The following is a 21,313-nucleotide window of genomic DNA, read 5'->3' on the forward strand; positions in this document are numbered from 1 at the left end:
CATGAAGACTGCAATGAGAGAAAATTTACAGTTCCTGAGAAATTATTGACTTGAGAACTGAGGTTACTGTCGAAGAGAGAACCCATCGCATTTGCTTCTCTGCTGAATATAAAATACAGAATCTCGGTTTCATCCATGAATCAGCTGATGGAGTCAACTTCATCCAGTGGATTCGTCAGCGCTGGCTCGCCATCGTCTTCCCTTGAGCGCCGCGCGTCTTCATGCCAGGCTGTTTGGTTGACGCGGCTATACCGCCACTGGCGCGACTGTTGCCAGGATCGGCTTGTCAGCAGGCATCAAGGTCAGGCTGGCCACATGACCGCCATGTGCGCCAGCATGAATGGACTGGCGACAACGGCGTTGGCCGAAAGGGCCGTTACAAGGAGAGGACGACTTCTGACACTTGCGCCCGGGAATTATCGGTACCTGAAAAGCACTCCATCTCCCAACTATGTGAGGCCATCCTCTGGCGCGATACGGCACCCTGCTCAGGACCGCGCCGGGTAAAAAAGAGGCCAGACCGTGCATGTGCGCGGTTTGGCCTTGATTTTTTACAACCGTGACAAGCGCCGCTGCTATTTTTTGAAATTGCAATCTTGTTATAGATCAGAGCGTTTTTTCCCGGAAAATCTGGGAATTAATTGATCAGGCGTTATGGCGACCATTAATGGCATCTACTCTTTGCAATGAAAGGACATCCGCATATATGGAACCTGATTTGCCGGGAGTTGTTCACTATTGACCGCCGATGGCGGTTGGTGATCACCTACAATGTACGCTTCAGTACACCCCATATCAGTACTCATGCTCAAGGTGGCTGCCATGCTGCCAATGGCATTGCGCGCAACAATTTGTGAATCGCCGATAGCATCGATATCCCGGAAATACTGGGTTGGAGTTTCCAGCATGGACGAGGCGACCGGTTCATGGCTGGACAATGAAAGCATGTATAAAAATGCCTTATCTTCATGACGTATCAATTCAATGCCAAAAGTAATCATATCCTCATCACAAATGCCTGCAAATGGTCCTGGGCAGGTATTGAGTTGCCGCATTTCCGGTTGAAAGTATGCATTATCGATACCCAAGTGCTTCCAAACAGTATCGCGCGCATAAAACATTTTTTGATAACCATGCACTCCAAAAACTTCATACCCCTTGTTTTTCATATACGCAGGAACGCAGTTATCGGCAACCGATGAAAAGTTGGTGCCAGAATCGAGTTTTATATATTGGGAACATAACTCGCGGATCTCTCCCTGCATGGTAGAACCGTGATAGTCGGTAAAACCTGAGTCAAGCACTTTGACACCGTCGCGCTGTAACCGCTTCTTAACTGACACCAACGAAGCCTGGCTCTCTCCCCATGACTCCACAACCATCAAAACCATCTTTTGGGGCATCTTTTCTGCACCCTTGATATGATTTAAAAATGTTGGCTCGGCAGTTTTCCCCAAAAAATTCTTGTCACTAGAGATATCATCAAGAAACAATGTTTTTATTGCAAACGGCGATGGTGTAATTATCGCTTTCCGTAGCGATGTTGGACCCACATCACACATCGACATGATGGATTTTAAAATAAGTAAAAAAACTCCAATAATTAATGCAAATTTTCTGAATCCCAGGGAACTTCTTCTATATATGTCGGAGAAAACGAAGAATGACATTACTGCCACAAATAAAAAGCAGGTAACTAATACAGGCGTAGGAGCATTTCCCATTACTGTAAAGAAATAGAAATTATAAGCGTTCGGCCGGATATTCCAATTTGCCAAAATGGAAATTAAAAAGACAAAGAACCAGACGGTCTTTATCAAGAGAGATAGCCAAGGCTTGAGGCGTTTTTCCATGTAAGGAAAAAACAGCGGCTCGATGCATATGTATATCCTGCCGAATGCAAAACTCCAGATAATGCTGGGTAACAACATCCATAAAAAACAGCGAAAATATATGAATTTTTTAGATTGAAGAGAAAAAGATTGATCTTCTTGTAGTGTATAAGGTGAACTCATGAATTTGGAAATGCAAAAAAAGGAATTTTATTGGCGCGAGGAAGAATCTCAGAAAGCACCAAAAGATGTGAATATTTGGCAATGTTTTTTTTTGGGTATTTATTGTAACACGCTTGTCATAAATTCTGCCTAGCATACCCACATTCAAAAACGCCGTATAGTCGTGCAAAAAAAAACGCTGTATTTGGTTCATTTTGGTGACAGTTCAGTGGCAGTGAACCAGCTGGTCTTGAAGCAGGCTGTCTTACACTGACGTGTCCAAGTCGGCCGGAAATGTGGTGGTATGGGCTTGTCCTGAGCTGCGGCGCAACGTCGAAGCGTGGGCTCGACGACCGGGCATCATGTCATCGACACTTCGAATATCCGGCATCGTTCCGCGACGCAGCCTCGCATGGACGGAGCTTGGTAGCAGCGATTGCCCTGGAATGGCCTGCGATAGTGTACGGCTTGGCCTTTTGATTCCTCAGCAGACCAATTTTGGACGCGAGGTTAGCAGTGTTTAGGCGAAGACATCGGCATTGGCCAGCAATGCGCCAAGTTTGTCCTTACCCGACAAGAGCGGTTCGCCATCCAGCGGCTAGTTGATGCCGATTGCCGGGTCATTCCACAGGAGACTACGTTCAAATTCCGGTGCCCAGTAATCGGTCGTTTTGTAGAGGAATTCAGCGCTGTCGCTGGTGACCAAGAAGCCATGGGCGAAGCCTTCAGGAATCCATATCTGGCGGTAGTTGGCCGCTGAAAGGTCGCGCCTGTCCAGTGGCCGAATGTCGGCGAGCTCTTGCTTAGGTCGACGGCAACGCCGAATACTTCGTCGGCGGTGACGCGTACGAGTTTGCCTTGCGGCTGCTGGATCTGATAGTGCAGGCCGCGCAACACCCCCTTGGTCGACTTGGAATGGTTACACTGTACGAAGTCGCGCGTGACGCCGGTCAGTTCGGCAAAGCGCTTCTGGTTGAAGCTTTCGCAGGAAAAGGCCCGGTCGTCGCCGAACACGGTGGGCTCGAGAATCAGGATATCAAGTATGGCGGTTGTTTGGATTGCATGATGTGAAATGAGCAGTAAGCCTTTTAGTATATTTTTTCTTCGAGCAGGCGCAGCAGGTATTGACCGTAGGCGTTCTTTTTCAAGGGTTGCGCCAATGCCTCGAGCTTGGCCGCGTCGATGTAGCCGCGGCGGTAGGCGATTTCTTCTGGGCAGGCAACTTTCAAGCCTTGGCGGTTCTCGATGGTCGCGATGAATTGGCCCGCTTCGAGCAGGGATTCATGCGTGCCGGTATCCAGCCAGGCCATGCCGCGCCCCATCAGCTCAACGTTCAACTGCCCGCGCTCCAGATAGGTGCGGTTGACATCCGTAATTTCCAGCTCGCCACGTGCTGACGGGGCGATGCCGGCAGCGATATCGCACACCTGGCTGTCGTAGAAATACAGGCCGGTGACGGCGTAGTTCGATTTTGGCTTGAGCGGCTTTTCCTCGATGCTGACGGCGCGACGTTGCGCGTCGAAATCGACGACGCCATAACGTTCCGGATCGTGCACGTGATAGGCGAATACGGTCGAGCCGCTGGTGCGTGCCGAGGCTTCGCGCAACTGCGTTTCAAAGTCATGGCCGTAATAGATGTTGTCGCCAAGAATCAGGGCCGATGGCGCATCGCCGACAAATTCTTTGCCAATGATGAACGCCTGTGCCAGTCCATCCGGAGTCGGCTGCACGGCGTAGCTGAGCTTGATACCCCACTGGCTGCCGTCATTCAGTAACTCTTGGAAGCGCGGTGTATCTTGTGGCGTGGAAATGATCAGGATGTCGCGTATGCCGGCCAGCATCAGCGTGGTCAGCGGGTAGTAGATCATCGGCTTGTCATACACGGGCAGCAGCTGCTTCGATACGGCCATGGTGACGGGATACAGGCGCGTGCCGGAACCGCCAGCGAGAATAATGCCCTTGCGTTCGATGGTGGTTCCCATTATTTTTGCTCCTGGGCCGTCTCGCGTGCCGCGTAGTTTTTCTCGACCCACTTCAGGTAATCGCCCGACTGCACATCGCGTACCCAAGCCTGGTTGTCCAGGTACCACTGGACGGTCTTGCGGATGCCGGTGGCAAAGGTTTCGACCGGCTTCCAGCCCAGTTCGCGCTCAATCTTGCGTGCGTCGATGGCGTAGCGGCGGTCATGGCCAGGGCGATCCTGCACATAGGTGATTTGTTCGCGATAGCTGCCGGACACCTTGGGATCGAGCGTGTCGAGAATGTCGCACAATGTATGCACGACTTCCAGGTTGGCCATTTCATTCCAGCCGCCCACGTTGTAGACCTCGCCCAGGCGTCCTGCTTCCAGGACGCGGCGGATCGCCGAGCAATGGTCGCCCACGTACAGCCAGTCGCGCACTTGCATGCCATCGCCATAGATAGGCAAGGCTTTACCGGCCCGGGCATTGCTGATGATGAGTGGAATCAGTTTTTCCGGGAAATGGAAGGAGCCATAATTGTTCGAGCAGTTCGTCGTCAGGACCGGCATGCCGTACGTATGGAAATACGCGCGCACCAGATGATCGGACGCCGCTTTCGATGCCGAGTAGGGGCTGTTGGGCGCATATGGCGTCGTTTCCGTGAACGGCGGGTCATTCGGCCCCAGGGTGCCATACACTTCATCGGTCGAGACGTGCAGGAAGCGGAAACCGTCCTTGGCTTCGCCTGTCAGACCAGACCAGTAAGCGCGTGCCGCCTCGAGCAGGCTGAAGGTGCCGTTAACGTTAGTCGAAATGAATTCGTCGGGACTATGGATCGAGCGATCGACATGGCTCTCAGCGGCAAAATGCACGATGGCGCGGGGCTGGTGTTCGGCCAGCAGGCGGGAGATGTGGGCGGTATCGCAAATATCGCCGCGTACGAAGATATGCCGCGGGTCTTGCTCCAGACTGGCCAGATTGCTGAGATTGCCAGCATAGGTCAGTTTGTCAAAATTGACCACGGGCTCATCGTTGAGCGCCAGCCAGTCGCGTACAAAATTGGAACCGATGAAGCCGGCGCCGCCAGTCACTAAGATCATACTGTTATCCTTTTCTCACTGTATAAGTTATCAAATTCTACATTGTATATTTTATTAATACGCGCCATCTTTCTTGAAGATGACTTTGACTGTTTTCAGCAGAATGACGATGTCGTTGAACAGAGACCAGTTCTTGACGTACCAGGCATCGAGATAAACGCGCGTATCATAGCTGACGTCGTTCCTGCCGCTCACTTGCCATAAGCCTGTGACCCCGGGTTTCGCCTCAAGATAATAGTCGATCTGGTTGCCGTAGCGTTCCAGTTCCGCATCGACAACGGGACGCGGACCGACCAGGCTCATTTCGCCTTTCAGCACGTTCCACAGTTGTGGCAGTTCATCGAGGCTGGTGCGGCGCAGGAAGTGGCCGATCGACGTGATGCGCGGGTCGTTCTTCAGTTTGAAATCACGGTCCCACTCGGCACGGGCTTCAGGATCGCGCTCCAGCAATTCCTTCAGCAAAACGTCGGCGTTCACGGCCATGGTGCGGAACTTGTAGCAGAGAAAATGCTTGCCATTCTGGCCTACGCGTTTGTGGCCGTAGAAGATGGGACGGCCTGATGCCATGACCTTGGCTGCGATCCACAGCAAGACCGGGGCGCCGATGATCAGTACACCGATCGAGGCTATCAGATCAAAGCAGCGTTTAATCAGCTGCAAGCCTGGCCGCGCCAGGTTATTGCGCATGGTCAGCAGCAGCACTTCATGTGCAAAGAAATGGTTCACTTCCATGCCGTACAGGGGAAGTCCACGGACGGCAGGTACTACTTGCATATTGGCAACGCAACGGCTGACCTGCTGGATCATGCCCTGATAAGCGTCGATGCCGCCTTGCTCCAGGGCGACAACCGTATGTGGGTCGCCCAGCAGTTTAAGCGTTTGTTCCGGTTTTTCGCCCAGCTGAATGCAGGGCACAATTTGCTTGCTGCGGTTGACATAACGATGTTCGAGGCGGCCTTGACCTTCGGGGATCAGGAACGCAATCAAGCGGTAGCCCATTAACGCTTCCTCATCGAAAGCGCGCGCTGTTTGCAAGGCGTTTTCACCCCATCCGATGATGACCATGGGCCGTATCCAGCCGCCAGCTTTCATCAGCAGGTATTTGATCATGCCACGCAGCAGCAAGACACAGCATGGCACCAGCAGCCAGGTAGCCAGCAGTGCCTCGCGTGAGGAGTCGCGCTTGTCGAGGAAGACCAGGGCAGCATCGATCAAGCCCATGACCATGACGATCTTCAGCAGTTCCTTGATTTCATTCGAGTACGGACGGCGCTTGGCATGATGCCCCTTCAGCTTGAAGATAGCCAGGGTGACCAGAGATAGCAGGCTGTAACTGAGCAGGCGCGAGCTATCCAGCCCGAAGCTGTTCAAGTCGGTGGCATCGAGGATCCATTTGCCAGCAAACCAGAATGCCATGAACATGGCAAGTGCATCGGCAAAGGTGAGAAAATATTTTTCTGCCCTATTGCTGCAATACCATTTCACTTCTTGTACAAAGACGCCTTCGATTGGTTTCATAATGACTTGCTAAACCTTATAAACTTCAGTGTGATTTTTTTTTGCGATGCCGACTGCGTGGTGATGACGTATTTGGTGGGTCAAGCGCGGCCGTAGCGGTCTTCAAAGCGGACAATATCGTCTTCCCCAAGGTAGCTACCCGATTGAATCTCAATCAATTCCAACGGTAGCTTGCCCGGGTTGGCCAGAGAATGGACAACGCCGAGGGGGATGTAGGTGGACTGGTTTTCGGTCAGCAAATATTCCTTGTCGCCATTGGTGATCTGGGCAGTGCCCGATACCACGATCCAGTGCTCGGCGCGGTGGTGATGCATTTGCAATGACAGCTTGGCGCCAGGCTTGACCGTAATCCGCTTGACCTGGAAGCGGTCGCCATTGCCGATGGAATCATAGGAACCCCACGGACGGAAGACTTCACGGTGCATGGTGGCTTCGGGGCGTTCCCTGGCGATCAGTTGCGCGACCATGGATTTCGTTTGTTGTGCCTGATCCGCATCCATGACCAGCACGGCATCGGCTGTTTCGACGATCACGGTATTGCGCATACCGATGGCGGTGACCAGGCGGCTACCGCTGTGCACCAGGCAATCGTTGCAATCCTGGATCAGTACATCGCCGTGGGTGCTATTCTGGCTGGCATCCTTTTCCGCCACATCGAGTACGGCTTTCCATGAGCCGATATCATTCCAGCCCGCATCGAGGGCGATCGTGGCGGCATGGCCGGTGCGTTCCATGACGGCGTAGTCGACGGCGATATCGGGACTGGCAGCGTAGGCATCCTTGTCCAGGCGAATGAAGTCAAGGTCGCTCTTCGCGGCGGCAATGGCAGCGCGGCAAGCGGCCAGTACGGCAGGTTGGAAACGCTCAAGCTCTTCCAGGTAACGGCTGGCGCGGAACAGGAACATGCCGCTGTTCCAGAAGTAATCGCCGCTGGCAATATATTGTTCTGCAAGCGCCAGGGCCGGCTTTTCGACGAATTCAAGTACGCGCTGGATCTGCCCGGTTGCCATGCCTTCGGCGCGGATATAGCCGTATCCTGTTTCTGGTCTCGTTGGCGTGATGCCAAAAGTCAGCAAATTACCTGCTTCAGCAGCCGTGCGTGCCAGCGCGATCGCGCGATGGAAAGCCGGGGTATCCAGTATGACGTGATCCGATGGCAGCACCAGCAAGAGTGGATCTTCGCCGTTCTCCATCGCATGCAAGGCGGCTGAGGCGATCGCCGGCGCCGTATTGCGGCGCATGGGTTCAAGTAACATGCGGCTATTTTCCAGGCCGATTTCACGCACTTGCTCCGCGATGATGAAACGCGACGATTCGTTGCATACCAGCAGTGCTGGCGACACGGTGTCTATGCCCGCCAGCCGCTGCAGCGTTTGTTGCAGCATGCTGCCCTGAGTCGACAAGCGCAGAAACTGCTTTGGGAACGCTTCGCGCGAAAGCGGCCATAAACGTGTGCCGGAACCGCCACAAAGAATTACCGGTAAGAGGGGAATAGTCATTTATGCTTCAATTTAAATTTAGTATTGGATAGAACTGAATAATTGGTCATTGGGTATTAAAACTTGCCCGGCTTGCCGCGCTTGTATGCTGCGGCGTATGTACTGGCAAAACGTCAATATTGTCAGTGGGGGCAATATTTTAATAAATTACAGGAATCTTTGTATTTTCTCTCGACGCGCTGGAATCTGAGAGGCGCGCACTTTAGCGCGTCCTGTATTGTAGTTTGCTACCCTGGTATTTCTACTTGGCACACAACGTTTCAAGCAAAAAAGCAACAAACACGCACACAGCCGTCATACTAAGGAGTAACACCGCTCCTGCCGCACAGTCCTTGGCAATCTTGATGCTCGGATGTAGCGATGGATGGAGGTGGTCAATCAGATGCTCCAGCGCGGTATTAAATAATTCCGCAGCCAGAACCATGCCGCAATTGAGCAATAGCAAGGCCCACCACATCAGGGCTGGTTTGTACCAGCAAAGTACGATGAACACCATCAAGGCAGCCAGGCATTGCAGGCGAAAGCTCGATTCCAGGCGGAAGGCGGCGCTTATTCCTTGCAGAGCAAATCCCATGCGCTTGAAGAAAGATTGGTTCTTCATGGCAACTGTAGCGATGGCGTGGGATATGTCAATGGCATGAAAGCGGATCTCTTAAGAAATGGATGAGGATCGCAGGCGTGATCATACGATATGGCATTATTCGTACACAGCAGAAAGACTGCTGCCAATCTTTTTGATGTTGGATAAAAAGTAAAAAAGCCCGTTTTCAAATGAAAAGGGCTTTTATTGCAATAGCTAAGATATTTGAGTATGTCAACTATTGCGGTACCAGGCCTTCATCTTTCGGCTTGAGATCAAGCTGCAGAATGGACCTACCTGTCGCTGCCTGGGCAGCCAGGTATTAATGGTGGGTTGGGGTGGTGTGCGCGGTGGTCGAATCCGAGCTGGCGGCACCGGCCACAACGGCAACTGCTGCGCCGATTGCGATCATGGTGCTGACGCTCAGGCCGGCAACGGTGGTGCCGGCAGCAGCGCCAGCTGCTGGTGCAGCTGCTGCTGGTGCAGGAGCTGGTGCCGATTGAGCCATGGCTTGTGCGGAAGCGAAGCACAGGATTGCCGAAGCGATCAGAATTTTCTTCATGGGATATCCTTTTAGGTTGAACAGCGGGAATGCTAAACTGTCACGCGATTGTAGCAACATTTCTCTTGCTAGTCTGCGCCACACCGTTCACGGTGACAATAATTTATTCTATTTTAGCCGTATACCGGACCATTCACCGTGCCTGGCAGCCTGTGATGTTGTTCTTTATTAACAAAAACGCTACCTCGCCGATGCGGCCGTCTTATCTTTTTATTCAATGTCGCGAGAGTTCCTGATGAATTCGACAGCGCCGCACAAGTTTGCCAAGTCCTTGCCATCGCGCGTAAAATGCAGGCTTCGCGGGTGTAGCTCAATGGTAGAGCAGAAGCTTCCCAAGCTTACGACGAGGGTTCGATTCCCTTCACCCGCTCCATTTCCCGCTGGCGCCTGGTTTTGTGCGGCGCGGCCACTATTTTCCTCATTCCCATGTCTTCTGATACCCCAGCAAACGGCCCGGTGCGGCCGATGATGTACGATCCGACCGAACACCGCATCCGCAGTTTCGTGACCCGCGCGGGACGGCTGTCTGTCGCGCAGGCGCGCGCGCTCGAGACCCTGGGGCCGCAGTTCCTGCTGCCTTTCGCCAAGGAGTCCATGGACTTCGAGCAGGTCTTCGGCCGTAAGGCGCCCGTCATCCTGGAGATCGGCTTTGGCATGGGCGCGACGACGGCGCATATCGCCAAGGCCATGCCGGAGAAGGATTTCATCGGCGTGGAAGTGCATACGCCCGGTGTTGGCAGCCTGTTGAAGCTGATCGGCGAAGAGTCGCTGACGAATCTGCGCCTGTTGCAGCACGATGCCGTGGAAGTGCTGACGCACATGATTCCTGCCAATTCGCTGGCCGGTATCCACGTGTTCTTCCCCGATCCATGGCACAAGGCGCGCCACAACAAGCGCCGCCTGATCCAGTCGCCGTTCGTCAAGCAATTGACCGATCGTCTGGCGCCGGGCGGCTATCTGCATTGCGCCACCGACTGGGAAGATTACGCGGTGCAAATGCTGGAAGTGCTGGGCGCCGAGCCGCAACTGCGCAATAGCGCTGAGGGCTACGCGCCCCAACCCGCGTATCGTCCACTGACCAAGTTTGAAAACCGCGGCTTGAAGCTGGGCCATGGCGTGTGGGACCTGGTGTTCATCAAGAAATAACCTGGCGGTTTTCCCACCTGTGCCGTTGGCACGAGAAAAAGCCTGCCGCGGCGACGCCGCAGGCTTTTTTATGTACGCGCTATCGTGCGCTGGCTAGGCAAGGTGGGCGAATTACGGTAGTCTTATCTTTTTTGCATTGATTGATATTATGTCCAAGAAAATACTCGTGACCGGCGCATCCGGTTTCATCGGTTCGCATACCTGTGTCGAATTGCTGGCTGCCGGTTTCGAGGTAGTCGCGGTGGATAATCTGTGCAACAGCGCGCGCGAAGCGATGGCGCGTGTGGAGCGCATTGCCGGCAAAAGCGTGCCCTTCTATGAGGCGGACGTGCGCGACCGCACGGCCATGGCCGCCGTCCTGCGCGAGCACACCATCGATGCCGTGATCCATTTCGCAGGCTTGAAAGCGGTGGGCGAATCCGTGGCGCAGCCACTGATGTATATGGATAACAATGTATCGGGCACCGTGGCCCTGTTGGAAGTGCTGGCGGCGGCGAACGTGAAGCGTTTTGTGTTCAGCTCGTCGGCCACCGTGTATGGCGACCCGGAAGCCTTGCCGATCCTGGAATCGTCGCGCCTGTCCGTGACGAACCCGTACGGCCGCTCCAAGCTGATGGTCGAGCAGATACTGGCCGATCTCGTGCATGCCGATGCGCAGTGGCAAGTCGGCGTGCTGCGCTACTTTAACCCCGTTGGCGCGCATACCAGCGGCTTGATCGGCGAAGATCCGGCCGGCATCCCGAACAACCTGATGCCTTTCATCGCCCAGGTGGCCGTGGGCCGCCGCGAGCGCCTGGCTGTGTTCGGCAACGACTACGATACGCCGGACGGCACGGGCGTGCGCGACTACATCCACGTGGTCGACCTGGCGCTGGGCCACGTGGCCGCGTTGAATCGCCTGTTTTCCACCGAGGGCGGCTTTACCGTCAACCTGGGCACGGGCCACGGCTACAGCGTGCTTGACACCGTACGCGCCTTCGAGGCCGCCAGCGGCCGCAAAGTTCCTTACGAGATCGTGCCGCGCCGCCCCGGCGATATCGCCAGCTGCTACGCCTCGGCCGACAAGGCGAAGCAATTGCTGGGCTGGCAAGCGCAGAAAAACATCGACGACATGTGCCGCGACCACTGGCGCTGGCAGCACCAGAACCCGCAAGGCTACGCGGCGTAAAAAAGTCCGCCAGGCCAGATATAAAAAATCCCGCTCACACGTCAGTGTGGCGGGATTTTTTTAGAGCGCCAGCAACCCAATGGCGCCTGAAAAATGTCTGGGGCGAGGCGAAGCAACTACGCCCCAGGCATTTTCTCAGGCAGCCATTATGGATACAGACCGCGCACTTCGCGAGCCTGCAGCACGCGCGTGCACGCCAGGATGAAGGTGGCGGTACGCATCGACACTTTCTTCTCTTGCGACACTTGCCATACCGAGTCGAACGCTTCGCGCATGATGCGGGTCAGGCGGCTGTTGATTTCTTCTTCCGTCCAGAAGAAGCTCGAGAAGTTCTGCGCCCACTCGAAGTAGCTGACGGTCACGCCGCCGGCGTTGGCCAGCACGTCCGGCACGATCAGCACGCCGCGGTCGGTCAGGATGTCGTCCGCTGCCGGCAGGGTCGGGCCGTTGGCGCCTTCCAGGATGATCTTGGCGCGGATGACTTGTGCGCGTTCAGCCGTGATCTGCTGTTCCAGCGCGGCCGGGATCAGGATGTCGCAATCGATGCCCCAGAAATCTTCGCGTGGCACGAATGCCTCGGCGCCCGGGAAGCCTTCGACGCTGCCCACTTCGGCCACGTGTGCCAGCAATTGCGGGATGTTCAAGCCGCCGGAGTGCACGACGGTCGTTTTGTGGTCTTGTACCGCGACCACTTTCGAGCCGGCTTCAGCGAACATGCGGGCAGCGACGCCGCCCACGTTGCCGAAACCTTGCACGATGACTTTTGCGCCTTCGAGCGACATGCCGACCTTGGCGGCCGCATCGCAACCGACGACGAATACGCCGCGGCCCGTCGCGTCGCGGCGGCCCAGGCTGCCGCCCAGCGAGATTGGCTTGCCCGTCACCACGCCGGTCGACATATTGCCGCCGATCATGGCGTAGCTGTCCATCATCCACGCCATGACTTGTTCATTCGTGTTGACGTCCGGCGCCGGGATATCCTTGTTCGGTCCGATGATCATGCTGATCTCGCTCGTGTAGCGGCGGGTCAGGCGTTGCAGTTCGTTGCGCGACAGGGTCTTCGGATCGACACGGATACCGCCCTTGGCGCCGCCGTATGGCACGTTGACCGCTGCATTCTTGACCGTCATCCAGGCCGACAGGGCCATCACTTCCGACAGGGTCACGTCCTGGTGGAAGCGCACGCCGCCTTTGCCCGGGCCGCGCGACAGATTGTGCTGCACGCGGTAGCCTTCGTAGTGGGCAATGGTGCCGTCATCGCGCTCGATAGGCACGTCGACCGTCAGGATGCGCTTTGGACGCTTCAGCGTTTCCACCCAGCGCGACAGGTTGCCCAGGTATGGCGTAACGCGGTCGATCTGCTCGAGGTAGACGCCCCATGGGCCAAGGTCTTCAGGATTGAGGTAGGAAGGAAGTGCGTGCTTGCTGGTCATGCTTGATAAGCTCCTGGACAATACGAATACGTTAGAGGCACAGCCGAGATGCAGCTGCGCGCAGCGGAACCGCATCGTAGGCGATAGCCTCATGCCCCGGCCAATGCTTTGTGCGCATCCGGTTATGCATTTATTGCATAGTTATATTGCCAGGATTGCCAGTCAGGATCGGGCAGCCTCGGCTGCGCGCTTGCGGCGCTTGCCCATGCGCGCTTTGCCATCTTGCGCCTGCACCAGGTACTGCCACAGGCTTTCGACGATCTGCTTGCCAGGGCGCAGGCTCGATGGGCGCTCGCGATATAAACGGATTTCCAGCTCGATTTCCCAGCCTGGCGCTCCGCCGTCGGCGCGTGCCAGATGCTTGTATTTGACGTCGCGCATGACGGCCGATTCGGGCAGGAAGGCGATGCCGCGGCCTTCCAGGGCCATCATTTTGAGGCCTTCGGCCATGTCCGTTTCGTAGCAGGTTTCCAGGAACAGTGGCGCCTTGGCGTCGGCCAGCAGCAATTCCACCATGCGTCCCAGGTAGGCGTTGCTGGTGTAGGAAAGGAAGGGCAGCGGCTCCTTGGCGCTGCCTGGCAGGACGAAGTCCGGCACCTTGTCCTGGCCGCAGCGCGCATACGCGCGCAGGGTTTCGCGGCCCATCACCAGCATGTCGTAGCGGCCGGGATCCAGCTGCACCGGTTGGCGCGGATGGTGGTAGCACAGCAGCAGGTCGCAGCCGCCGTCGACCAGCTGCAGCACGGCGTCGTGCACGTTCAGGGCCATCAGGCGGCTGTTGATCGGCGCGAAACCCTCTTCCAGCGCCGTCAGCCACTTCGGCATGAAGGTCAGCGACAGGGTATGCGGCACGGCGAAATCGACGCTCGTTTGCGTGGCCGCCCGCTTGCCGCGCAACAGGGCGCGCACGCCGTTGATCTGTCCCAGCATTTCCAGTGCCTGCTCGTAGAACACGGCGCCGGCCGGCGTCAATCGCGTCGGGTAGGAGGTGCGGTCGACCAGGTCGATGCCGAGCCAGTTTTCCAGCGACTGGATGCGCCGCGAAAAGGCGGGCTGGGTCACGTGGCGCAGGGCTGCGGAACGGCTGAAATTATGTGTTTCAGCGAGCGAGATGAAGTCTTCCAGCCATTTGGTTTCCATCGCGGGACCGTTCCGTTATCAAGGGCAAAGGCAAGGTAAAGTGGTCAGGGCGTCTCGGGCGATGCCGCCGGCTGGTACAGCGCGGCGGGCAGGCCAAAGAAGGACGGCGGACCCAGGGTCGTGCCATCGAGCGAGCCGCCCGCGTTCAAGCCCTTGTTGATGGCCGCCAGCAGGGAGCTGCGGTCGGCCAGGTTTTGCAGCAGCGCGCGCGGGCCGTTGTGGAAAGTGTGCTGGGCGATATCCGCGGCGACGACAAAGATCGGCTCGCGGCGCAAGGGGAACTCCACCCATTCGCCGTCTTCGTCCTGGGCGCAGAACGTGTCGGGCAGGGTCATGTTTTCAGCGCCGGGAAGGTGCGACGCCAGCACCAGGCCGAAAGCTTCCGGCACCACGTCGGCCAGGCGGCGCACGGTGAGGTCGTCCTGCACCAAGGCGCGTACTTGCGCTTCCACCGCATCGTCGGCGTCAGGCTGGGCGCCCAGGATTTTCACGGCCTGATAGATCAGGTCCGGCGAGAGTGCTTCCATCAAATCATCTCCAGAATCATGGCGACGATTTCGTCGCCGTACGAGGCCAGTTTTTTCTCGCCCACGCCGCTCACGCCGCGCATCTGCTCGAGCGAAGTGGGCTTGGCTTTGGCGATTTCACGCAAGGTGGCATCGACGAAAATCACATAGGCGGGCACGTTGTGCGTGCGCGCCGTCTCCACGCGCCACCAGCGCAGCTTGTCGAAGATCGCCTGTTCGCTGGTGGACAAATCCGTCTCCACATAGCCCTTCGCCACGCTGGTGCTGCGCTTGCTGGTTTTCACCGGTTTCTGGTACTGGCGCAGCTGTACTTTCTGGCCGCCCTTGAGCACGGGGCGCGAGGCGTCCGTCAGTTTCAGCGAGCTGTATTGTTCATGGTCGACCGAGACGAGACCCAGCGCGATGGCCTGGCGCAGGATCGATTTCCATTCCGCCTCGCCCAGGTCCGAGCCGATGCCAAACACCGACAAGGAATCGTGGTGCCAGGTCTTGATGCGTTCCGATTCCACGCCGCGCAGCACGTCGATCACGTGGCCGCCGGCGAAGCGCTGGTCGACGCGGTAGATGGCCGACAGCAGTTTTTGCACGGGCACCGTGCCGTCGAACGATACGGGCGGCACCAAACAGGTGTCGCAATTGCCGCACGGCGAAGCCGGTTCGCCGAAGTATTCGAGCAATCGCATGCGCCGGCAGCTGAGCGTTTCGCACAGGCCCAGCATGGCGTCGAGTTTCACGCCCAGCACACGCTTGAAGGTGTCGTCCGCTTCGGACTCGTCGATCATGCGCCGCTGCAGCACCACGTCCTGCAGGCCGTAGGCCATCCAGGCGTTGGCGGCCATGCCGTCGCGGCCCGCGCGCCCCGTTTCCTGGTAATAGCCCTCGATGCTTTTCGGCAGATCCAGGTGGGCCACGAAGCGCACGTCGGGCTTGTCGATACCCATGCCGAAGGCGATGGTGGCGACCATGACGATGTTTTCTTCACGCAGGAAGCGCGCCTGGTTGGCACTGCGCTTGGCGTACTCCATGCCGGCGTGATACGGCAGGGCGCGGATACCGCTCTGGTTCAGAAATTCCGCCGTCTCTTCGACTTTTTTGCGCGACAGGCAGTATACGATGCCGCAGTCGCCCGCGTGTTCCGTGTTGATGAAGTCGAGCAGCTGCTTGCGGCCATTCGCCTTTTCCACGATCTGGTAGCGGATGTTCGGGCGGTCGAAGGACGAGACGAACTGGCGCGCGTCTTCCAGCTGCAAACGCAAGGCGATTTCGGCGCGCGTCTGCGGGTCGGCCGTGGCGGTGAGCGCGATGCGCGGCACGTCCGGGAACTGCTCGTGCAGCACAGACAGCTTGATGTATTCGGGACGGAAGTCGTGGCCCCACTGGGCCACGCAATGCGCCTCGTCGATGGCGAACAGGGAGATCTTCGAGGCCTGGAACAGGTCCAGGCAACGCTGCGTCATCAGGCGCTCGGGCGCCACGTAGACGACATCGATGCCGCCCGTGCGCACCAGGCGCTCGATGCGGCTCGCTTCTTCGTAGGTTTGCGTGGAATTGAGGAAGGCGGCGCGCACGCCGACTTCGGCCAAAGCGTCCACCTGGTCCTGCATCAGCGCGATCAAAGGCGAGACGACGACGCCGACGCCATCGCGCAGCAGCGCGGGAATCTGATAGCACAGCGACTTGCCGCCGCCCGTGGGCATCAGTACCAGCGCGTCGCCGCCATGGCTGACGTGGTCGACGATGTCGGCTTGCTGGCCTCGGAAGGCCGGGTAGCCGAAAACGGTTTGCAGCAGGTGCAGCGCGCGCTGGTTAAGATCTTGATTCATAGTGCCTTATTCTGCCCAAACAACCCAGCCGTAGTGGGCGCTGGCCAACACCAGCAAGCCGAACACAATGCGGTACCAGGCGAAAAACGTGAAGTCGTGCGAGCTGATATAGCGCAGCAGCCAGCGCACGCACAGGAAGGCGGAGATGAAGGCGGACACGGTGCCCAGGCCGAACAGGGGCACGTCGGTGGCCGACAGGATATCGCGCGCCTTGTACAGCGAGTAGAAGGTGGCCGCCAGCAGGGTGGGGATGGCCAGGAAGAACGAGAATTCCGTGGCCGTCTTGCGCGACAGGCCCAGCAGCATGCCGCCAATGATGGTCGAGCCGGAGCGGCTGGTGCCGGGAATCAGCGCGAACGCCTGCGCGCAGCCCACTTTCAAGGCGTCGAATGGCGTCATTTCATCGACCGAGTTGACGCGCACGGTGACGGGATTGGTGCGCGCGCGGCGCTCCACCAGCAAAATCACGATGCCGCCGATGATGAAGGCCATGGCCACCGGTACTGGTTTGAACAGCGCATGCTTGATCATCTTGCCAATCGCCAGACCGATGACGGCCAGCGGCAGGAAGGCGATGGCCACGTTCAGCACGAACTTGCGCGACTTCGCTTCGCTGCCAAAGGTGGTCAGCACGCTGCCGATGCGCTGGCGGTATTCCCAGCACACGGCCAGGATGGCGCCGGCCTGGATGGCGATCTCGAAGACATCCATGACTTCTTTCGATACATCCTTGGTAAAGTCGAGCAGGCTGCCGGCCAGGATCAGATGACCGGTGGACGAAATCGGCAAGAATTCGGTAAAACCTTCGACCAGCCCCATGATGATGGCTTTTAACGCAAGAATGAGATCCATAGATGTATAAAAGGGTATAAGTACGGGTATAAGTGACAGGATGGGGTGAGTGTGCGGCGCCCGCAATGTGCGCGGGGTCGAAGCTTACCATGCCGCAGGCCCGGCTAGCCGATTTGGGCGCTGGCGGACAGCGGTTTTTTGCCGCTGCCAGCCAGGCAAGGGAAGGGTTCAGGAAGCCTGTTTTGCCGGCGCCACCAGGCGCGCGCTGGCCGCCACCAGCAGCAGGGCGGCGCCCAGCATGGCGAAGGCGATATTCAGGCTGGTAGCGTGCGCCACGAAGCCGATCACGGCCGGACCGGCCAGGATGCCCGCATAGCCGATGGTGGTGATGGCCGCCACCGCCAGGCTGGCCGGCATGGCATGTTGCTGGCCCGCCGCCGTAAACAGGATGGGCACGATGTTTGCCGCACCGAGGCCGATCAGCACGAACCCAAGCATGGCCAGGCTGGCATGCGGCGCCAGCACGGCCAGGAAGAAGCCTGCCGCCGCGCACAAGCCGCCAAAAGTAAGCACCCGCTTGCCGCCAAAGCGGCTGACCACCTTGTCACCCGTGAAGCGGCCCACCGTCATGGCGATGGCGAAGGCAGCGTAGCCGAGGCCGCCTTTGGCTTCTTCCACGCCGCGCGTGGTGGTGAGGAACAGGGCGCTCCAGTCGAGGATCGCACCTTCGGCCAGGAAGACGATAAAGCACAGCAGGCCGATGAAAATGACGGCGCCATGCGGCATGACGAACAGCGGCGTCTTTTCGCCGGTTGCGGACGCCGTGGGCAGCAGATGGCCCTGCGCCGCGCCCAGCACGCCGCACAACAGCAACATCACCACGACGCAGGACCAGGCCGGCGTCAGGCCCAGCCACAGCAGCAGGGCCATGCAGGCCGCGCCGGCAAAGCCGCCCACGCTGAACAGCGCATGAAAGCCCGACATCATGGCGCCGCCGTTGGCTTTTTCGATGATCACGGCCTGGATGTTGATGGCCACGTCAAACGTGCCCATGGCCGCGCCGAACACCAGCAGCACCAGACCCAATTGCAACGGCGTGGCGGCCAGCGCCAGGCCGGGCAAGACGGCGGTCAGCAGCAGGCCGGCGCAGACGATGACCTTGCGGCAACCGAAGCGTGCCGTGAGCATGCCCGTGAACGGCATCGCGCACAGCGAGCCTGCGCCCAGGCACAGCAGCAAAATGCCGAGCGTGGCTTCATCGAGGCCCAGGCGCGACTTGGCGTAGGGAACCAGCGGGGCCCAGGCGGCCATGCCGAGGCCGGCGGCAAAGAAAACCAGGCGCGTGGCGCGTTGTTGCAGGATTCCTGTGAGATGCATGGGGGGAGCTTTTCAAGAGTCGGGTGGATAAAATCAGGCGCGGGCGCGCAAGATCTGCACGCCCAGCCGTTCAAAGGCGGCCACGTGGGCCGCATCGGCATCGGCTTCCAGCACCAGGTGCTGCAGCAAGCCCGTGGCCAGCACGCCGAATGGCGCGGCCGTGCCCAGCTTGTCGCTGGTGACGGCGACCACTACCGCCTTGCTGGCACCGGCGATGCTGCGCTTGAACTCGGCCTCGTCGTAGTTGAATGCCGTCACGCCCGCGTCCGCATCGGCGCCGCAGGCACCGAGGAAGCACAGGTCGGGATGCATGCGCTCGACCGTGCGCAAGGCTTGCGGACCCAGGCTGGCGCCCGCGCGGCGGTCGACCCGGCCGCCAGCCATGATCAGTTCGATTTCCGGGCGTTCCATCAGTGCCATGGCGATCGCAGGCGCATTGGTGATGACAGTGAGCGCCAACTCTGGCAAGGCGCTGGCGATGGCCAGGTTGGTTGAACCCGCATCAAAAAACAATACCTGGCCCGCGCGCACGAGCGACACGGCGGCCTGCGCCAGGCGCGCCTTGCGTTCGGGCGCTTCCTGCTTGCGCTGCGTCAAGGTGCCGCCGTCGGGCGCCAGCGGCAGCGCGCCGCCATACACGCGCTGGCACAGGCCGGCCGCCGCCATCTCGCGCAGGTCGCGGCGTATCGTATCTTCGGAAACGTCGAGCTGGCGCGCCAGGTCCAGTGCCAGCACGCGACCATCGGCGTGCAATTGTTGCTGGATCAGCGCGTGGCGTTGTTTGAGGAGCAGGGTGGCGGACATGGTGAACTTGTAAACGTGCAGGAATGTGCATGAATATACGCAAACGTGCAGATGTGGTCAACCGTTATCTGCCAGCCGCCGCCGCGCCGTTCAGGGCGCCGTCAGCCGTTCCAGCTCGGCCAGCCAGCTAATCGCGTGTTCGCGGCTGTTGCCGCACATGTCCTCGGATGGCTGCAAGCCGCCGCAAAACGCGGGCCGTTCCGGCCGGCCAAAGATCTTGCAGCGGTTGTCGTCAGCCAGCTGTACGCAGCGCACGCCCGCGGGTTTTCCATCCGGCATGCCAGGAATCGGGCTGGTGATGGACGGTGCGGTGCAGCAGGCGCCGCAGGAAGGACGGCATGCCAGGGTGGCGGAGGGTGACATGGGATTTCAGGCGAGCGGTGAGGAGCCGACAGTATAGCAAGCCGGCTCCCATGCGTCGCCAAGGCGCGTTCAGCGCACGATGCTGACGCGCTTGCCCGACAGTGTGCGGCGGGCCGGATCGCCATGCACGGTGATACGGCCGGAACCGCTGGCGCGGGCGTTGACTTCATTCTGGACGGTGACATCGACGTCGCCGGAACCGTTGCTCGCCAGATAGGCAACGTCGCTGCGCAGGGCGGCCAGGTTGATATCGCCCGAACCATTCACGTTGGCGTCGAGGCGCTGTACGGCGCCGCTGGCGCTGATGCTGCCCGAGCCGTTGACAGCCACGTTGACGCGCTCGCCGCGCACATTGCCCAGCTGGATGTTGCCCGAACCGTTCTGCACCGCGTCCGTGTTGCCGCTGGCGAGGGCCGCCGCGTTGATGCTGCCGGAACCATTGTTGGCCACGTCGAAGCGTCCCACGGTGCCCGACAGTTCACTCTTCATCGAACCGCGTTGTTCCAGGCTGAAATCGTCGCCATTGAAACCGCTGGCCACCAGGCGGCCCGAGCCGGAAATGGTGATCTTCTTCAATTGCGGCGTCGTGTAGATGACGTGGATGCCATTGCTACTACGAATGTTCGTATCGCTCCAGATGCGCAGGGTATTGCCGCTCACTTCGCTATGGATGCGCGGCTGCAGATTGCTGTCCGCTTCGATCACCAGCGATGCAGCTGGCCCGACGCGCACGTCGATCTTGATATCGATGCGTTTCATGCTGTCGATGTCGAGCGTGCTGATGTTGCTGACCTGGCGCACGTCGCGGCTCACTTGCTCGTTGCCCTGGATGGCATTGCCACCCGTGTCGACATGGCGCACTTCGCCATCGTTGGGGTTGATGACGATGGCGCAACCGCCAAGGGCAACGGCACAGCACAGGGTCAGCAAGGTACGCATGGTGTTTCCTTTATGATTGTTTTAGTTTGGGAACAGAAAAAGCCGGCTGCCGCGCCGCGGCTGCCGTGCTGTCGATGACAAGGTAGCAAATCGGATACGCTTGCTGAGTGGAAATGCGATGAACTGCGCAAAATGGGGACTGAAACGCATTCTGCTTCACCCGGCGCCGCAGGCCCGGCGTCGGCACGGAGCGTACAATGCCTGTATTCGGCGTGCCCGCGTTGGACGACACATCCACTTGCACGCGTGTACTCAAAAAATCAATGGCTTACAGAAAAAGACGACACATCATATTGCACGGAACGACACATCAGATTGCACGGCCATGTCCAAACGACATATCAGTTTGCACCAGCATTTTTGGGGTTGGCGTGGATTTCGGCTGTTAGGAGTCTTTGTTGCCAAGAGTGAGCTAAAAGTATAAAACCGTTGCTGGTTGATCGGTGAACTGATAGTCGCACCAAACATATGGTTCAACCCCGCACGGCCGTATTTAGAGACTCGGAAGCGGGAGCGCAGTCGTGGCTTGGATTAATCTGATGTGCGATCCATTTTTGGTTGCACTATTGCACCAAGACTTCCGCATG

At 58.3% G+C, this 21,313-nt stretch carries 18 protein-coding genes, 1 tRNA gene and 1 pseudogene; 3 read left to right on the top strand and 17 right to left on the bottom strand.

Going from position 1 to position 21,313, the window contains the following annotated elements:
* Positions 1 to 674: 674 nt before the first annotated feature.
* The 8 genes and pseudogenes from JAB6_RS28945 to JAB6_RS28950 all read right to left on the bottom strand — a co-directional run bounded on the left by JAB6_RS28945 (position 675) and on the right by JAB6_RS28950 (position 9,214).
* Complete coding sequence (locus JAB6_RS28945) at positions 675 to 2,015, bottom strand: sulfatase-like hydrolase/transferase (RefSeq protein WP_139143360.1); 1,341 nt, start codon at positions 2,013 to 2,015, stop codon at positions 675 to 677.
* 499 nt (positions 2,016 to 2,514) lie between these two features.
* Positions 2,515 to 3,068 (bottom strand): annotated as a pseudogene (gene rfbC, locus JAB6_RS28420) (dTDP-4-dehydrorhamnose 3,5-epimerase).
* Between the two features lie 14 nt (positions 3,069 to 3,082).
* Positions 3,083 to 3,976, bottom strand: coding sequence for a glucose-1-phosphate thymidylyltransferase RfbA (gene rfbA / locus JAB6_RS11560; RefSeq protein ID WP_070302889.1), 894 nt, complete (start codon positions 3,974 to 3,976; stop codon positions 3,083 to 3,085).
* On the bottom strand, positions 3,976 to 5,055 hold the full coding sequence (gene rfbB / locus JAB6_RS11565) for a dTDP-glucose 4,6-dehydratase (protein WP_070302890.1): 1,080 nt from the start codon (positions 5,053 to 5,055) through the stop codon (positions 3,976 to 3,978). The genes rfbA and rfbB overlap by 1 nt, the downstream gene beginning before the upstream one ends.
* A 54-nt stretch (positions 5,056 to 5,109) precedes the next feature.
* Complete coding sequence (gene wbaP / locus JAB6_RS11570; RefSeq protein WP_083292677.1) at positions 5,110 to 6,573, bottom strand: undecaprenyl-phosphate galactose phosphotransferase WbaP; 1,464 nt, start codon at positions 6,571 to 6,573, stop codon at positions 5,110 to 5,112.
* Positions 6,574 to 6,653: 80 nt separating this feature from the next.
* Positions 6,654 to 8,072 carry a mannose-1-phosphate guanylyltransferase/mannose-6-phosphate isomerase gene (locus JAB6_RS11575; protein WP_070302892.1) on the bottom strand — a complete coding sequence of 473 codons (1,419 nt, stop codon included), beginning with the start codon at positions 8,070 to 8,072 and terminating at the stop codon, positions 6,654 to 6,656.
* A 241-nt stretch (positions 8,073 to 8,313) separates the two neighbouring features.
* The gene (locus JAB6_RS11580) at positions 8,314 to 8,673 is read right to left on the bottom strand and encodes a diacylglycerol kinase (protein WP_070302894.1); all 360 of its coding nucleotides are present in this window, start codon (positions 8,671 to 8,673) and stop codon (positions 8,314 to 8,316) included.
* A gap of 301 nt (positions 8,674 to 8,974) precedes the next feature.
* Complete coding sequence (locus JAB6_RS28950; protein WP_139143361.1) at positions 8,975 to 9,214, bottom strand: hypothetical protein; 240 nt, start codon at positions 9,212 to 9,214, stop codon at positions 8,975 to 8,977.
* A gap of 299 nt (positions 9,215 to 9,513) precedes the next feature.
* Between JAB6_RS28950 and JAB6_RS11585 the strand changes: the two genes are divergently transcribed.
* The 3 genes from JAB6_RS11585 to galE all read left to right on the top strand — a co-directional run bounded on the left by JAB6_RS11585 (position 9,514) and on the right by galE (position 11,528).
* Positions 9,514 to 9,587, top strand: a tRNA-Gly gene (locus JAB6_RS11585).
* A gap of 92 nt (positions 9,588 to 9,679) precedes the next feature.
* On the top strand, positions 9,680 to 10,360 hold the full coding sequence (gene trmB, locus JAB6_RS11590) for a tRNA (guanosine(46)-N7)-methyltransferase TrmB (protein ID WP_070302896.1): 681 nt from the start codon (positions 9,680 to 9,682) through the stop codon (positions 10,358 to 10,360).
* 148 nt (positions 10,361 to 10,508) lie between these two features.
* On the top strand, positions 10,509 to 11,528 hold the full coding sequence (gene galE, locus JAB6_RS11595; RefSeq protein WP_070302898.1) for a UDP-glucose 4-epimerase GalE: 1,020 nt from the start codon (positions 10,509 to 10,511) through the stop codon (positions 11,526 to 11,528).
* 146 nt (positions 11,529 to 11,674) lie between these two features.
* Here the strand turns inward: galE and JAB6_RS11600 are convergent, their stop codons facing one another.
* From JAB6_RS11600 to JAB6_RS11640, 9 genes are all read right to left on the bottom strand, one after another.
* Complete coding sequence (locus tag JAB6_RS11600; RefSeq protein WP_034745922.1) at positions 11,675 to 12,961, bottom strand: Glu/Leu/Phe/Val dehydrogenase; 1,287 nt, start codon at positions 12,959 to 12,961, stop codon at positions 11,675 to 11,677.
* A gap of 162 nt (positions 12,962 to 13,123) precedes the next feature.
* Positions 13,124 to 14,101, bottom strand: a complete 978-nt coding sequence (locus tag JAB6_RS11605) for a LysR family transcriptional regulator (protein ID WP_070302899.1) — start codon at positions 14,099 to 14,101, stop codon at positions 13,124 to 13,126.
* Positions 14,102 to 14,145: 44 nt separating this feature from the next.
* Positions 14,146 to 14,628, bottom strand: coding sequence for a hypothetical protein (locus JAB6_RS11610; protein WP_070302900.1), 483 nt, complete (start codon positions 14,626 to 14,628; stop codon positions 14,146 to 14,148).
* Entirely contained in the window at positions 14,628 to 16,451 is a 1,824-nt protein-coding gene (recQ, locus tag JAB6_RS11615; protein ID WP_046684441.1) for a DNA helicase RecQ, read from the bottom strand. The genes JAB6_RS11610 and recQ overlap by 1 nt, the downstream gene beginning before the upstream one ends.
* A gap of 6 nt (positions 16,452 to 16,457) precedes the next feature.
* Positions 16,458 to 17,303: an undecaprenyl-diphosphate phosphatase gene (locus JAB6_RS11620; RefSeq protein WP_070302901.1), complete on the bottom strand. Its 846-nt coding sequence runs from the start codon at positions 17,301 to 17,303 to the stop codon at positions 16,458 to 16,460.
* A gap of 168 nt (positions 17,304 to 17,471) precedes the next feature.
* Positions 17,472 to 18,620, bottom strand: a complete 1,149-nt coding sequence (locus JAB6_RS11625) for an MFS transporter (protein WP_070302903.1) — start codon at positions 18,618 to 18,620, stop codon at positions 17,472 to 17,474.
* A gap of 33 nt (positions 18,621 to 18,653) precedes the next feature.
* Positions 18,654 to 19,424 carry a DeoR/GlpR family DNA-binding transcription regulator gene (locus tag JAB6_RS11630; protein WP_070302905.1) on the bottom strand — a complete coding sequence of 257 codons (771 nt, stop codon included), beginning with the start codon at positions 19,422 to 19,424 and terminating at the stop codon, positions 18,654 to 18,656.
* A 90-nt stretch (positions 19,425 to 19,514) separates the two neighbouring features.
* Positions 19,515 to 19,787: a YkgJ family cysteine cluster protein gene (locus tag JAB6_RS11635; RefSeq protein WP_070302907.1), complete on the bottom strand. Its 273-nt coding sequence runs from the start codon at positions 19,785 to 19,787 to the stop codon at positions 19,515 to 19,517.
* A gap of 69 nt (positions 19,788 to 19,856) precedes the next feature.
* Positions 19,857 to 20,726, bottom strand: coding sequence for a head GIN domain-containing protein (locus JAB6_RS11640; RefSeq protein ID WP_070302908.1), 870 nt, complete (start codon positions 20,724 to 20,726; stop codon positions 19,857 to 19,859).
* Positions 20,727 to 21,313 lie beyond the last annotated feature (587 nt).

Origin of the sequence: Janthinobacterium sp. HH104 (assembly GCF_001758715.1) — a bacterium.
Lineage (GTDB): Bacteria > Pseudomonadota > Gammaproteobacteria > Burkholderiales > Burkholderiaceae_D > Janthinobacterium > Janthinobacterium aestuarii.